The sequence below is a fragment of the Kocuria sp. NPDC057446 genome (genome assembly GCF_042802875.1).
In the GTDB taxonomy this organism is placed as follows: domain Bacteria; phylum Actinomycetota; class Actinomycetes; order Actinomycetales; family Micrococcaceae; genus Kocuria.
This window is the reverse complement of sequence record NZ_JBHVDI010000095.1, coordinates 1-13,895: the sequence shown is the minus strand read 5'-3', so window position 1 is coordinate 13,895 and position 13,895 is coordinate 1. Positions and strand designations below refer to the sequence as shown.

The window sequence follows — 13,895 nt, the reverse complement described above, 5'->3', positions numbered from 1 at the left end:
CCCCGGAGGGGCACGGCGGGCACGGGCCGGACGCGGACCGCTGTGCGGGCGCGGGTCAGCGCGCGCCGGCGCCGGCCGCGGCCTCGACCTTCTCCGCGGCGGAGTCCTCCACCCTGGCCCCGGGACCGTGCTCGGCGACGGTCCGGTCCTCGGTGCTGCCGTGCGCGTGCGCGTGCGCGGCCATGGTGGACTCGTCGAACCGGTCCTGGCCGGAGAGCACGCGCTCCACCTGGACGAGGTCGATCTCGCGCGTCCACCTGCCGATCAGCAGGGTGGCCACGGCGTTGCCGGTGAAGTTGGTCAGGGCGCGGGCCTCGGACATGAAGCGGTCGATGCCGACGATGATGCCGACCCCGTCGACCAGGTCGGGGCGGTGGGACTGCAGACCGCCCGCCAGGGTGGCCAGGCCGGCGCCGGTGACCCCGGCGGCGCCCTTCGAGGCGATGATCATGAACACCAGCAGGGAGACCTGCTCGCCGAGAGCCAGCGGGCTGCCCATCGCGGAGGCGACGAACAGGGCGGCCATGGTCAGGTAGATGGCGGTGCCGTCCAGGTTGAAGGAGTAGCCGGTCGGGACCGTGACGCCGACCACGGGCTTGGAGACGCCCACGTGCTCCATCTTGGCGATGAGCCGGGGCAGGGCCGCCTCGGAGGATGAGGTCGAGAAGATCAGCAGGTACTCGCGGCCCAGGTACTTCATGAGCCGGAAGATGTTGATCCCCGTGACGGCCTTCAGGATCCCGCCCAGGACCACCACGACGAACAGGACGCAGGTGAGGTAGAAGGCGACCATCAGGGTGGCCATCGAGACGATGGCCTGGACGCCGGTCTCGCCGACCACGCCGGCGATCGCCCCGAACGCCCCGATGGGGGCGGCCCACATGACCATGATCAGGATCCGGAAGACCAGGGCCTGGAGGTGGCCGACGGCCCGGAGCACGGGCTTGCCGGCGGGGCCCATCTGCTGGAGCGCGAAGCCCACGATGAGCGCCACGAACAGGGTCTGCAGGATGTTGCCCGCGGTCAGGGAGGACAGCAGGGACGTGGGGACGATGCCGAGCAGGAACCCGATGGTCCCGCCCTCCCCGTCACCGTGGCCGGTGTCCGTGATCTCGTACTCCGAGCCCTGGATGTTCAGGCCCTCGCCCGGGTGGATGAGGTTGCCGACCACCAGGCCGATGCCCAGGGCCATGGTGGACATCGCCATGAAGTAGGCCAGGGCCAGGCCGCCGACCTTGCCGACGGTCGCCGCCTTGGCGATGGAGCCGACGCCCAGCACGATCGTGCAGAAGATGATGGGGGCGATCATCATCTTGATCAGGGCGATGAACGCGGTGCCGACCGGCTTGAGCGTCCGGGCGAACTCGGGGGCCACGAGGCCCAGGACGGCGCCGGCGACGACGGCGACGATCACGAAGACGTACAGGTAGTGCGTCCTGTCCTTCTTCTGCTTCGGGGCGGGCGGCTGCGGGTCGACGGGATCCGTGGCGACGGTGGCCATGCTTGTCCTCCGGTTCGGATGGGTGGAGCGGACGGGTGGAGCGGGGGCCCTGGATCGGGCCGGTGTGACGAGTCTCACCGCCGCCCGGCGACCTGTCGTGTTGTGGTCATAATGGTCGTGACGCCCACCACAACCGCGGGAGGCACCGACCGGAGCGACAAGGAGCCGACATGTCCCTGGCCCGGCGCTTCCTGCTGGTGCAGCTGGCCGTCGTCGCACTGGTGACCCTCGCCGTCTCCCTGGTCCTGTTCGCCCACGAGCGCGGCGCGGTCGTGGACCGCGCCGAGGCGGTGACCCGGGTCCTGGCCACGGCCCTCGCGGACGACCCGTACGTGCTCGAGGCGGTGGGCGGGCCGGACCCGCACGCCGTCCTGCAGCCGCTCACGGACCGATTGCTCGCGGACACGGACCTCGACTTCGTGACGATCATGGCCCCGGACGGCACGCGGTGGACCCATCCACTGCCGTCGTCCGTCGGCGAGGTCTACCGCGGGGACCGCTCGCACGCACTCACGGGACAGACCTGGACGAGCACGGAGCGCGGCAACCTCGGACCCTCCGTGCGCACCATCACCCCCGTCCGGGACGGGGACGGCACGGTCGTGGCGCTCGTGGCCACCGGCGTCCTCCTCGAGGCCGTCTCGCAGCAGGCGCTCGCCCAGCTGCCGGCGGTGCTCCTCGTCGGGCTGCTGCTGCTCGCCGCGTCGGCGACGGTCGCGGCGATCGGGTCCCGCTACCTGGGCCGGGTCACCCACGGCTGGGGGCCGGAGGAGCTCGCCCAGGTGCACTCGCTGCACGACGCCGTGCTCAACGAGGCCACGGAGGGCCTCCTGCTCGTGGACGCGGCCGGCGCCGTGCAGGTGCTCAACGCCCGGGCCCGGGAGCTGCTCGGGGTGCCGGCGCCGGCCGCCCCCGGGCCGGCGCGTCGCGCTCCCGTGCCGGTCGCGGACCTGGACCTGCCTCCCGCACTGGCGGCCGTGCTGGGCTCGGGCGCGCCCGTGCAGGAGCAGTGGGCCGTGGTCGGGGAGCGCACGCTCATCGTCTCGGCCCTGCCCGCCCGCGGGGCGCTCGCCGGGCGCGGCACGGTGGTGATCCTGCGGGACCACACCGAGATCTCCCGGCTCTCGGGCCAGCTGCGCGCCACCGCGGCGCTGGCCGGGGCGCTGCGGGCCCAGACCCACGAGCACGCCAACCGGATGCACACGGTGGTCTCCCTGCTGGAGCTCGGCCGCGACGACGAAGCCCTGGGCTTCGCCTCGGCGGACATGGTGCGCACCCGGGTGCTGTCCGAGGACCTCCTCGGCCACCTCGACGACCCGTTCCTGGCGGCCCTGCTGGTCGGCAAGACCGCCGCGGCCCACGAGCGCGGCGTGGAGCTGGAGGTCGCGGTCGACCCGGACCTGCCCCGCATCCCGGTCTCCCCGGCCGACCTCGTGACCCTCGTCGGGAACCTCGTCGACAACGCCGTCGAGGCGGCCGCCGCCAACACCGCCCGGGTGCGCCCGGTGGTCGAGGTGGAGATCGCCCGGGTGCCCGACGACGCCGATCCGGCCCGGGACACCGTGGTGCTCACCGTGGCCGACACCGGCATGGGCATCCCCGAGGAGCTCGCCCAGCAGGTCTTCGAGCTCGGGGTCAGCACGAAGCCGGCCGGCCCGGAGGGGCGCGGCGTGGGCCTGCACCTGGTGCGGGAGGTCGTCGACCGGTGGGGCGCGCGGATCGAGCACCGCAACGACGGCGGGGCCGTGTTCACCGTGACCGTCCCGCTCGCCCGCGACGCCGTGGCGGGGTGGGCTCCGTGAGCGCGCCGGTCCGGGTCCTGGTCGTCGACGACGAGCCGCTCACCGCCGCCGCGCACGCCCAGTACGTGGACCGCTCCCCGGGCTTCGAGGCGGCCGCCACCGCCGTGTCCGGGCGCACGGCCGTGCAGGCCGTGCAGGCCGCCCGGCGGGCGGGTCGCCCCGTGGACCTCGTGCTGCTGGACGTGAACCTGCCGGACATGTCGGGGCTCGACGTGGCCCGGACGCTGCGGGGGCGCGGCGAGACGGTGGACCTGCTGGTGATCACGGCCCACCGGGACGTGGCGACCGTCCGCGCGGCGAGCACGCTCGGCGTGGTCGGCTACCTCATCAAGCCCTTCACCTACGCCGTGTTCGAGGAGAAGCTCGAGGCCTACCGGCGCTACCGCTCCGCGCTGGGGGCGGCGGGCACGGTGGAACAGGCCGAGGTGGACCGGGCGTTCGCGGCCCTCGGCGCGCCCGCCCGCCCGGACGCCCCCAAGGGCCTGTCCGCCACGACCCTGGAGGCCGTCACCGTCCTGGTCCAGGGCGGAGAGTGGCTCTCGGCGGGGGAGATCGCCGAGCGCAGCACGCTGTCCCGGGTCACGGCGCGGCGCTATCTGGAGCACCTGGCGGCCCGCGGCCTCGTGCGGCGCCGGCCGCGACACGGCACCCCCGGGCGGCCCGAGCTCGAGTACGGGTGGGCCGGACAGGACGTCTCCCCCGGCCGCTGAGCCGGTCCGCGGCGGCAGCCCGTCCCCCGGAGGCGCGTCACGAGGTCGTCGACGTGCGCCGGGGCGTCACCGGCCGCTCCGCGGGCGCAGCACCTCCTCGAGGGACTCCAGCACGGAGACGTCCTCGATCGTCGAGGGCACGGTGTAGTCCTCGCCGTCGGCCATCTGCCGCATGGTCTTGCGCAGGATCTTCCCGGACCGGGTCTTGGGCAGCCCCTCCACCACGGCCACGTCCTTGAAGTCCGCCACGGCACCGATCTGCCGGCGCACCAGCGCCACGAGCTCCTCCTGGAGCCGGTCCGGCGACACGTCGACGCCGGTCTTGAGCACCACGTACCCGGACGGCCGCTGACCCTTCAGCGGGTCCCCCACCCCGATCACCGCGCACTCGGCGACCGCCGGGTGGGAGGCCAGCACCTGCTCCATCGCCCCGGTGGAGAGCCGGTGCCCGGAGACGTTGATGACGTCGTCGGTGCGCCCCATGACGTAGACGTAGCCGTCCTCGTCCACGTGCCCGGAGTCCCCCGTGGCGTAGTAGCCGGGGAACGCACGGAGGTAGGAGTCCACGAACCGCCGGTCGTCGCCCCACAGCGTGGGGAGCGTGCCCGGCGGCAGCGGAAGGCGCAGCGCGATGTTGCCCTCCTCGCCGGTCCCGACGGGCCGGCCCAGCGGGTCGAGGATCTCCACCTGGTAGCCCGGCACCGGCACCGACGGCGAGCCGGCCCTGAGCGGCAGCCGCTCGATCCCGAAGGGGTTGGCGCAGATGGGCCACCCCGTCTCCGTCTGCCACCAGTGGTCCACGACCGGCACCCCCAGCACCCGCGAGGCCCAGTGGTACGTCTCCGGGTCGAGCCGCTCCCCCGCCACGAAGAGCGTCCGCAGCGAGCCGATGTCGTGCCGGCGCACCAGCTCGCCCTCGGGGTCCGCCCGGCGGATGGCCCGCAGGGCCGTGGGCGCGGTGAACAGCACCTTCACCCCGTGGTCCTCGACGCGCTGCCAGAACGCGCCGGCGTCCGGGGTGCCCACGGGCTTGCCCTCGTAGAGCACGGTCGTGGCGCCGGCCAGCAGCGGCCCGTAGACGATGTAGGAGTGGCCCACCACCCAGCCGACGTCGGAAGCGGTCCACATCACCTCTCCGGGGCCGACGTCGTAGATGTGGCGCATGGACCACGTGAGGGCCACGGCGTGCCCGCCGTTGTCGCGGACCACCCCCTTGGGGGTGCCCGTGGTCCCGGACGTGTACAGGACGTAGAGCGGGTCGGTGGCCGCGACGGGCACGGGCGCCGCGGGCTCGACGCCCTCGAGGGCGTCCGCCCAGTCGAGCCACTCGGGCCCGGGACGCCCGTCGGCCCCGGCTCGGGTCCTGGCGTCCTCGACCGTGGTCTCGAAGCCGGGGCGCTCGTGCACCAGGACCGTGCCCGGCACGTGCTCGGCCATCCGCAGCGCCTCCTCGATCGCCGGGATGTACTCGATCCGCCGCTTCGGCTCCACCCCGCCGGTCGTGGTCACCACCACGACCGGACGGGAGTCGTCGATGCGGGAGGCGAGCTCCTTCGGGGCAAAGCCGCCGAAGACCACCGAGTGCACGGCGCCCAGCCGGGCGCAGGCGAGCATCGCCACGACGGCCTGCGGGATCATCGGGAGGTAGACGAGCACCCGGTCCCCCTTGCCGACCCCCCGTGCCGCGAGCGCCCCGGCGAACAGCGCGACCTCGTCCCGCAGCCGCGCGTAGCTGAAGCGCTCCTGGACCCCGAGCACCGCCGAGTCGTAGACCAGGGCGGTGCGCCCTCCGTGGCCGGCCTCCACGTGCCGGTCGAGGGCGTTGTAGGAGGTGTTGAGCTCGCCGTCCGGGAACCAGCGGTAGAGCGGGGCGGCCGTGTCGTCGAGGGCGGTGGTGGGCTCGCGCACCCAGTCCACGGCCCGGGCGGCGTCGAGCCAGAAGCCCTCCGGGTCCTGCACGCTGCGGCGGTAGACCTCGGCGTAGCCCTCGGCCGGCGGCGGTGTGGGGTGGTCGGTGCTCATGGGTCCCTCCCGGGGTTGCGGTCCTGCCGGACACCTTAGTGGTGCAGGTCACAGAGGGCAAGGATTGTGTATACACAGCCCCACAACCGACCAAAACTGGTGGGGACCCGTCGTCATTTTTCGCGAGCCGTGTATACAATGGTCGTGCATTGTGATGACTGTCACCAGGGTCCGCGTCGCCTTCCCCGCCGCGGCCCGCGAGAGCGAGGAGGGGGCCGTGCGAGCCAGCGACCGCGCCTACGAGGCCCTGCGCCGGGACATCGTCGAGTGGCGGCTGCTCCCGGGCCAGGTGCTCGGCGAGGTCGAGCAGTCGGAACGCTTCGGCATCTCCCGCACACCGATCCGCGAGGCCCTCAGCCGGCTCACGGCCGACGGTCTCGCGGAGGCGCACCGCGGCCGCGGCGTCGTGGTCTCCCAGGTCTCCCTCGAGGACGTCCGCGCCCTGTTCGAGCTGCGGGAGGCCCTGGACTGCCGGGCCGCCCGGCTCGCCGCCCGGCGCCGCGACCCGGTCGCGTTCCAGGACCTGGCCGCCGAGCTCGAGGAGGTCGTGGCCCAGCTCCACGGTCCGGGCACCGACCGCGCCGGGTACTACGACCTCGTGGAGCGCATGGACCGGGCCATCGACGAGGCCACGGCCAATCCATACCTCACCGCGGCCCAGCGCTCCCTGCGCCTGCACCTGGCCCGGGTGCGCAAGCTCTCCCGCACCAACCCGGACCGCCTCGCGCGGGCCGCCGCCGAGCACGCCCAGATCGCCCGTGCCATCGCGGACGGGTCCGAGGAGCTCGCCGAGGCCGCGACGCGCGTGCACCTGGCCAACTCGCTGCAGGCCGTCCTGACCACCCCCGTCCGCGAGTGGGTCCAGCCCGCTCCCCCGCTCGAGGCCGCCGGCTGAGCGCGGGCGCCCCCGATCCGATCCCTGGTCGGTCCCCGATGAGAGGAAACCCCATGACCGTTCTGCACTCCGTGCGCGTCCACCCGTCGAAGGACAACCTGCCCCGGCAGGAGCAGCTGGCCTGGAAGATGGCCGAGGTCGCGGCGGACCCGGTCGAGGTCACGCCGGAGGTGACCGAGATGGTGATCAACCGCCTCCTCGACAACGCCTCGGTGGCGATCGCCTCGCTGAACCGGGCACCGATCGTCTCCGCCCGCGACCAGGCCATGGCCCACGCGCCGACCCCGGGCGGAACGGGCGCGGGCCTCTACGGCGTGGACACCGCGACCCGGAAGGTCTCCCCGGAGTGGGCGGCCTGGGCCAACGGCGTGGCCGTGCGCGAGCTCGACTACCACGACACCTTCCTGGCCGCCGAGTACTCCCACCCCGGCGACAACATCCCCCCGATCCTGGCGGTCGCCCAGCACGCCGGCGCCACCGGCCACGACCTGGTGCGCGGCATCGCCACCGGCTACGAGCTGCAGGTGGACCTCGTGAAGGCCATCTGCCTGCACGCCCACAAGATCGACCACGTCGCCCACCTGGGCCCCTCGGCGGCGGCCGGGATCGGCACCCTGCTGGGTCTTCCCGTGGAGACGATCTTCCACGCCATCGGCCAGGGCCTGCACACCACCACCGCCACCCGCCAGTCCCGCAAGGGCGAGATCTCCACCTGGAAGGCCCACGCCCCGGCCTTCGCGGGGAAGATGGCCGTGGAGGCCGTGGACCGCGCGATGCGCGGGCAGACCTCCCCCACCCCCATCTACGAGGGCGAGGACGGTGTCATCGCCTGGCTGCTGGACGGCCCCGGCGCCGTCTACGAGGTGCCGCTGCCGGCCCCGGGCGAGGCCAAGGCCGCGATCCTGGACACCTACACCAAGGAGCACTCGGCCGAGTACCAGGCGCAGGCCTGGATCGACCTGGCCCGCAAGCTGCACCGCGAACGGCCCGAGCTGGCCGACCCGGCCCGGATCGAGCGCATCGTGCTGCACACCTCCCACCACACCCACTACGTGATCGGCTCCGGGGCCAACGACCCGCAGAAGTACGACCCCACCGCCACCCGGGAGACCCTCGACCACTCGATCCCCTACATCTTCACCGTCGCCCTCCAGGACGGGGCGTGGGACCACGTGGGCTCATACGCCCCCGAGCGGGCCGGACGGCCCGACACGGTGGCCCTGTGGCACAAGGTCACCACGGCCGAGGACGCGGAGTGGACCCGCCGCTACCACTCCCTGGACCCGGCCGAGAAGGCCTTCGGGGGCCGGGCCGAGATCACCCTGACCGACGGCTCCACCGTGGTCGAGGAGATCGCCGTGGCCGACGCCCACCCGCTGGGCGCCCGCCCGTTCGCTCGCGAGCAGTACGTCACCAAGCTGCGCACCCTCGCCGACGGCGTGGTCGCCGGGGACGAGCTGGAGCGCTTCATCGCCGCCGCCGAGAACCTCCCGGACCTGGGCGCCGGCGAGCTGGACGCGCTCAACGTCACCGCGTCCGTCGAGCTGCGCACCGGCACGAAGGGAGTCTTCTGAGCATGCTGTTCTCCACCACCACCCCCGAGGCCAAGCGGACCGCGCTGCGCGAGATGCTGGCCGGCCCGACGGTCGTCCGCTTCCCGGGCGCCTACACCCCACTGTCCACGAAACTGATCCAGGAGAAGGGCTTCGACGGCGTCTACATCTCCGGGGCCGTGCTCGCCAACGAGCTCGGCTTCCCGGACATCGGCCTCACCGCCCTGCCCGAGGTGGCGGCCCGGGCCGGGCAGATCGCCCGGGTCACGGACCTGCCGTGCCTGGTCGACGCCGACACCGGCTTCGGGGAGCCCATGAACGTGGCCCGCACCGTCCAGGAGCTGGAGAACGCGGGACTGGCCGGGTGCCACATCGAGGACCAGTTCAACCCGAAGCGCTGCGGGCACCTGGACGGCAAGAACGTCGTGGACCTGGACACCGCCGTCAAGCGGATCCGTGCCGCCGCGGAGGCCCGCCGGGACCCGAACTTCCTCATCATGGCCCGCACCGACATCCGCGGGGTGGAGGGCCTGTCCGCGGCCACCGACCGGGCGAAGGCCCTGGTGGACGCCGGGGCCGATGCGATCTTCCCCGAGGCGATGGCCGACCTGAGCGAGTTCGAGGCGATGCGGGCGGCGGTGGACGTGCCGATCCTGGCGAACATGACCGAGTTCGGGAAGTCCCGGCTGTTCACCGCCGACCAGCTCCAGGAGGTGGGGGTGAACATGATCATCTACCCGGTGACCCTGCTGCGCGCGGCTCTGGGCGCCATGGAGCGCGTGCTCGGGACCATCGCCGCCGACGGCACGCAGGAGGCGGCCGTGCCGGACATGCTCACTCGCGCCCGGCTCTACGAGCTGGTGGACTACAACGGGTACAACCAGTTCGACTCCGGGGTCTTCGACTTCGAGGTCCCCGGGCAGCACCGCTGACCGCACCCACCGCACCGACCACGTGAAGGAGACCACCATGACCGAGACCCAGAGCGAGGTCCACAAGGGGCTGGCCGGCGTCGTCGCCGACTACACGGCCATCTCCAAGGTCAATCCGGACACCAACTCCCTGCTCTACCGCGGCTACCCGGTCCAGGAGCTCGCGGCGAACTGCTCCTTCGAGGAGGTCGCCCTGCTGCTGTGGAACGGCGAGCTGCCCACGGAGGAGGAGCTCGCGGAGTTCCGCGCCCGGGAGCGTGAGCACCGGGCCCTGACGCCCGAGCTGAAGGCGATCATCGACGCCCTGCCCACCACCTGCCACCCCATGGACGTCTGCCGCACCGCGGCGTCCGTCCTGGGCGCCCAGGACCCGCAGGCCGAGGACTCCTCGCCTGCGGCCAACCTGGCCAAGGCGCAGAAGCTGTTCGCGGCCATGCCCGCCGTCGTGTGCTACGACCAGCGCCGCCGCCGCGGCCAGGACGTGGTGGACCCGCGCGACGACCTCGACTACTCCGCGAACTTCCTGTGGATGGCCTTCGGCGAGGAGGCCGAGCCGCAGGTGGTGGAGGCGTTCAACGTCTCGATGATCCTCTACGCCGAGCACTCCTTCAACGCCTCCACGTTCACCGCCCGGGTGGTGACCTCGACCCTGTCGGACCTGCACTCGGCGGTCACGGCCGCCATCGGCGCGCTCAAGGGACCGCTGCACGGCGGGGCCAACGAGGCCGTCATGGAGACGTTCGTGGAGCTGGGCATCCGCAAGGAGGAGTCCACCGCCGAGGCCGAGGCCCGGGCCAAGGCCTGGATGGACGAGGCCCTGGCGGCCAAGAAGAAGGTCATGGGCTTCGGCCACCGCGTGTACAAGCACGGCGACTCGCGGGTGCCCACCATGAAGGCGGCCCTGGACACGATGGTCGACCACTACGGCCGGGACGAGCTGCTGGGCCTGTACAACGGGCTCGAGAAGTCCATGGACGAGGCCAAGGGCATCAAGCCGAACCTCGACTACCCGGCCGGTCCGACCTACTGGCTCATGGGCTTCGACATCCCCACGTTCACCCCGCTGTTCGTGGCGGCCCGGATCACGGGCTGGACCGCCCACGTCATGGAGCAGCTGGCCGCCAACTCCCTGATCCGCCCGCTGTCGGAGTACAACGGCCCCGACGAGCGGCACCTGTAGCGCAGGGCAGGGCCGGCAGCGGTCCTCTCCGGGCCCCCGATCCGAGCACCGGGTCGGGGGGCCCGCGCCGTGCCCGGGCCGGCTGCCGCCCCCGGCTCAGTAGGTGGGCGCCGCGGGCAGCCCCATGTAGTGCTCGAGCGTGGGGATGTCCTGCCCGACCATGCCGGAGGCCACGTGCACGCCGACGTAGCGCAGGTGCCACGGCTCGTAGGCGTAGCCGGTGGTCGCCGTGCGGCCCCGGGGATACCGGACGATGAAGCCGTGCGCGTGGGCGTGCTCGCGCGCCCACGCCCCGGCCGGGGTGTCCTCGAAGCAGCTCTGCAGACCGCACTCCCCGCTCGGGTCGCCGATGTCCACGGCCAGCCCGGTCTGGTGCTCGCTGTGGCCCGGGCGGGCCGAGATCAGGTCTGCCTGCGCCTGACCGTACTGCGCCACGTACTGGCGGTAGAGACCGGCCTGGGTGCTGTAGGAGCGGTATCCGCTGACCGCCGTCAGGGGCGCACCGTCCGCCGCGGCCGCCCGCTGCATCCGCCGGAACGCCGCGGCGGCGTCCGCCCGCAGGAGCGGTCCGCCCACGGACTCGAGAGGCCGGGGCACGTGGTCCGCGGGGTCGAGGGGGCGGCGCTTGTTGACGACGACGTACACCGACGCCGCGCGGTCGATCTCCCGGGCCACGCGGGTCCCGGCGCCGCGCGTCCAGGTGACGGACCCGCGCTGGAAGCTCTGACGGCAGCCGCTGCTGGTGCACGACTCCGCCGAGACGGGGTAGCCCAGGGCGCCGCGCTCCGCGCCGTGGCGCAGCCAGGCCGCCCGGATGCCGCCGACGGTGGGATGGGCCCCGCTCGGCCGCGACCACACCACGACCCCGCCCTCGAAGGTCTGGTAGCAGCCGGCGTCGCGCAGTCCGCAGACCTCCCGGCCCACGGGGTAGCCCAGCGTCCCACGCTCATAGCCCTGCGCGGCCCACGCCGCGCGGATCGCTCCCCAGGTGGGACGCGCCCCGGTCCGCGGGGACCAGTGGATGCTCCCGCGCTCGAACGACCGGTAGCAGCCGTCCCGGACCAGCCGGCACCGCTCGGGGCCCAGGGCCCGGCCGAGCCGGCCGTCCGCGCCCCCGAGCCGCTGGTGCTCCGCCTCGATCGCCGTGGCGGCGGACGCCGGGGCGCCGAGACCCCCGAGCACCATCGCCAGGGCGCACAGCAGCACGAGCAGCATCCGGGCCCTCCGGCCGGTCCCCGGCGTGGCGTGCCGGGCAGCGGGCCGCGTCCTGGACGGCACGGTGCGCGGTGCGCTGGACTGCACGGTGCGTGCTGCACCGGGCTGCATGGTCTCGCTCATGGCGTCCCCGTCCGTCCGCCCGGGCGGGATGCCCGGACGTGCGTCCAGGCTAGGCCGCCGGCCGGTCCTCGCGACAGCACATTCGCCTTTGTGACCGGTTCGGGACGCGCCGCCGGGGCCGGCTACCGGGCGCGGGGATGGGCGGCGGCGTAGACCTCCCGCAGGGAGTCCACGGTCACCAGGGTGTACACCTGCGTGGTGCTGACGGACGCGTGGCCGAGCAGCTCCTGGACCACGCGCAGGTCGGCGCCGCCCTCCAGGAGGTGCGTCGCGAAGGAGTGGCGCAGCGTGTGCGGGGTGATCCGGTCCCCGAGGCCCACCCGGTCGGCGGCGCTCTTCACGGTGGTCCACGCCGTCTGCCGGCTGATCCGCCCGCCCCGGGCGTTGAGGAACAGCGCGGGGGTGCCTCGTCCCTTGGCGGCGAGCGCGGGCCGGCCCCGGACGAGCCAGTCGTCCACGGCGCGCACGGCCCAGGAGCCGAGCGGGACCATGCGTTCCTTGCCGCCCTTGCCGAACAGCCGCACGAAGGGCATCCCGGCCGCGGCCTCCTCGGCTTCCCCGCTCCGGCGCACGGCCCGGGACAGGTCGTCGACGTCGAGCCCGGTCGCCTCCGAGATGCGGGCGCCGGTCGAGTAGAGGAGCTCCAGCAGCGCCCGGTCCCGCAGCTGCTGGGGGGTCTCGGTGCCGGTCGACTCGAGCAGCGCGGTGACCTGGGCGACCGGGACGGCCTTCGGCAGGCGCATCCCCGGCGTGGGCGGCTGGACCGGGGCCGCGGGGTCCGCCCGGGTCAGGCCCTCGAGGGCCCAGAACCGGTGGGCGCCCCGGACGGCGACGAGGCAGCGCGCGGCGCTGCGGGTGCTCAGCGGCGGCCGCTCCGGCGCCCCGGCGGACAGGTCGCGCAGGAAGTCGCGCACGTGTCCCGTGGTGATGCCCTCCAGGGTGGTCACGGGCGGGTCGGTGCGCTCCCGGAGGTGCTCGCCGTAGCGCCGCAGGTCCCGCCGGTACGCGGCCAGGGTGTTGGCGGCCAGGCCCCGTTCCACGGCCAGGTGCTGCAGATAGCGCTCCAGGCCGCGCTCGAGCGCGTCCCCGGGGCCGCTTCCGGAGGGCGCACCGGGCAGCGCACCCGGCGGCGTCCCGGGGTCCTCTCCGGGCGGCGTGCCGGTCACCGGTGGTCGGGGTGGCCGGGCCACGGGGCGTCGGCCGGGCGCAGCGACCGGTAGCCCTCCGAGCGGGCGGTGTGGGCGGCGAGCAGTCCGATCACGGCGGCGGGCGAGTTCAGGCGGCCCTCCAGCACCGCCCGCACGGCGCCGTCGAGCGGGACCCACGTGCCGTGGATCTCGGCCTCCTCCCCGTCCCGCTCGTGCAGCTCGAGGTCGGGGACGTCGCTGAGGCCCCGGGCCAGGAAGATCCGGTTGGCCTCGGAGGAGGAGCCGGGGCTGTTGTGGAAGTCCACGAGGACGTCCCAGCGCTCGGCCCGCAGGTCGGCCTCCTCCGCGAGCTCCCGCCGGGCCGCCTCGGCCGGGTCCTCGCCCTCGACGTCCAGCAGCCCCGCGGGGATCTCCCACATGGTCATCCCGACCGGCCGGCGGTACTGGTTGATCAGGAACACCTCGTCGTCGTCGTTGAGCACGAGCACGGACACGGCGCCGGGGTGGGTGATGTAGTCCCGGCGGAGGGGGTCCTCCCCGTGGGCGAGCTCGAACTCGTCCCGCCGGACGTCCCAGATGAAGCCCTCGTAGACCGTCTCCGTGGCCACGGTGCGGCGGTCGCTGAGCTGGTCGGAGAGCTGCTCGGGTGCGAGGTGGCGGATGTCCATGGGGGTCCCTTTCGGATCGGCCGTCCGGCGCGGGCGTCGAACGAGGTGTCGGGTCGGAGGCGGGGAGCCGGGCCGGCGCCCGGAGGGGCCGGACGGACCGGGACGGTGGGGAGAGGGGACGGTGGGGAGAGGGGACGGTGCAGGCG

The 13,895-nt window shown here is 73.8% G+C and carries 11 protein-coding genes; 6 read left to right on the top strand and 5 right to left on the bottom strand.

Going from position 1 to position 13,895, the window contains the following annotated elements; all coding sequences use genetic code 11:
- Positions 1-55: 55 nt before the first annotated feature.
- On the bottom strand, positions 56-1,501 hold the full coding sequence (locus ACFU0Y_RS12055) for a cation:dicarboxylate symporter family transporter (RefSeq protein ID WP_380214758.1): 1,446 nt from the start codon (positions 1,499-1,501) through the stop codon (positions 56-58).
- Positions 1,502-1,671: 170 nt separating this feature from the next.
- Here ACFU0Y_RS12055 and ACFU0Y_RS12050 point away from each other — a divergent pair, with 170 nt between their 5' ends.
- Together ACFU0Y_RS12050 and ACFU0Y_RS12045 are read left to right on the top strand one after the other, a co-directional pair.
- Entirely contained in the window at positions 1,672-3,303 is a 1,632-nt protein-coding gene (locus ACFU0Y_RS12050) for an ATP-binding protein (protein WP_380214757.1), read from the top strand.
- The gene (locus tag ACFU0Y_RS12045; RefSeq protein WP_380214756.1) at positions 3,300-4,013 is read left to right on the top strand and encodes a response regulator; all 714 of its coding nucleotides are present in this window, start codon (positions 3,300-3,302) and stop codon (positions 4,011-4,013) included. The genes ACFU0Y_RS12050 and ACFU0Y_RS12045 overlap by 4 nt, the downstream gene beginning before the upstream one ends.
- A gap of 66 nt (positions 4,014-4,079) precedes the next feature.
- Here the strand turns inward: ACFU0Y_RS12045 and ACFU0Y_RS12040 are convergent, their stop codons facing one another.
- Positions 4,080-6,035 (bottom strand): AMP-binding protein, encoded by a 1,956-nt coding sequence (locus ACFU0Y_RS12040; RefSeq protein WP_380214755.1) that lies wholly within the window; start codon positions 6,033-6,035, stop codon positions 4,080-4,082.
- Between the two features lie 217 nt (positions 6,036-6,252).
- Here ACFU0Y_RS12040 and ACFU0Y_RS12035 point away from each other — a divergent pair, with 217 nt between their 5' ends.
- The 4 genes from ACFU0Y_RS12035 to ACFU0Y_RS12020 are packed head-to-tail and all read left to right on the top strand — an operon-like array spanning position 6,253 to position 10,595.
- Positions 6,253-6,930, top strand: a complete 678-nt coding sequence (locus tag ACFU0Y_RS12035) for a GntR family transcriptional regulator (RefSeq protein ID WP_380214759.1) — start codon at positions 6,253-6,255, stop codon at positions 6,928-6,930.
- A 53-nt stretch (positions 6,931-6,983) separates the two neighbouring features.
- Positions 6,984-8,504, top strand: a complete 1,521-nt coding sequence (locus ACFU0Y_RS12030) for an MmgE/PrpD family protein (RefSeq protein ID WP_380214754.1) — start codon at positions 6,984-6,986, stop codon at positions 8,502-8,504.
- Between the two features lie 2 nt (positions 8,505-8,506).
- On the top strand, positions 8,507-9,415 hold the full coding sequence (gene prpB, locus ACFU0Y_RS12025; RefSeq protein ID WP_380214753.1) for a methylisocitrate lyase: 909 nt from the start codon (positions 8,507-8,509) through the stop codon (positions 9,413-9,415).
- 37 nt (positions 9,416-9,452) lie between these two features.
- Positions 9,453-10,595, top strand: a complete 1,143-nt coding sequence (locus tag ACFU0Y_RS12020; protein WP_380214752.1) for a bifunctional 2-methylcitrate synthase/citrate synthase — start codon at positions 9,453-9,455, stop codon at positions 10,593-10,595.
- A gap of 96 nt (positions 10,596-10,691) precedes the next feature.
- On the opposite strand, the gene ACFU0Y_RS12015 is transcribed toward ACFU0Y_RS12020, so the two are convergent.
- The 3 genes from ACFU0Y_RS12015 to ACFU0Y_RS12005 all read right to left on the bottom strand — a co-directional run bounded on the left by ACFU0Y_RS12015 (position 10,692) and on the right by ACFU0Y_RS12005 (position 13,749).
- Positions 10,692-11,933: a D-alanyl-D-alanine carboxypeptidase family protein gene (locus ACFU0Y_RS12015; protein ID WP_380214751.1), complete on the bottom strand. Its 1,242-nt coding sequence runs from the start codon at positions 11,931-11,933 to the stop codon at positions 10,692-10,694.
- 122 nt (positions 11,934-12,055) lie between these two features.
- Positions 12,056-13,099 (bottom strand): site-specific tyrosine recombinase XerD, encoded by a 1,044-nt coding sequence (locus ACFU0Y_RS12010; protein WP_380214750.1) that lies wholly within the window; start codon positions 13,097-13,099, stop codon positions 12,056-12,058.
- Positions 13,096-13,749, bottom strand: coding sequence for an NUDIX domain-containing protein (locus tag ACFU0Y_RS12005; RefSeq protein WP_380214749.1), 654 nt, complete (start codon positions 13,747-13,749; stop codon positions 13,096-13,098). Before ACFU0Y_RS12005 ends, ACFU0Y_RS12010 begins: the two co-directional genes overlap by 4 nt.
- Positions 13,750-13,895 lie beyond the last annotated feature (146 nt).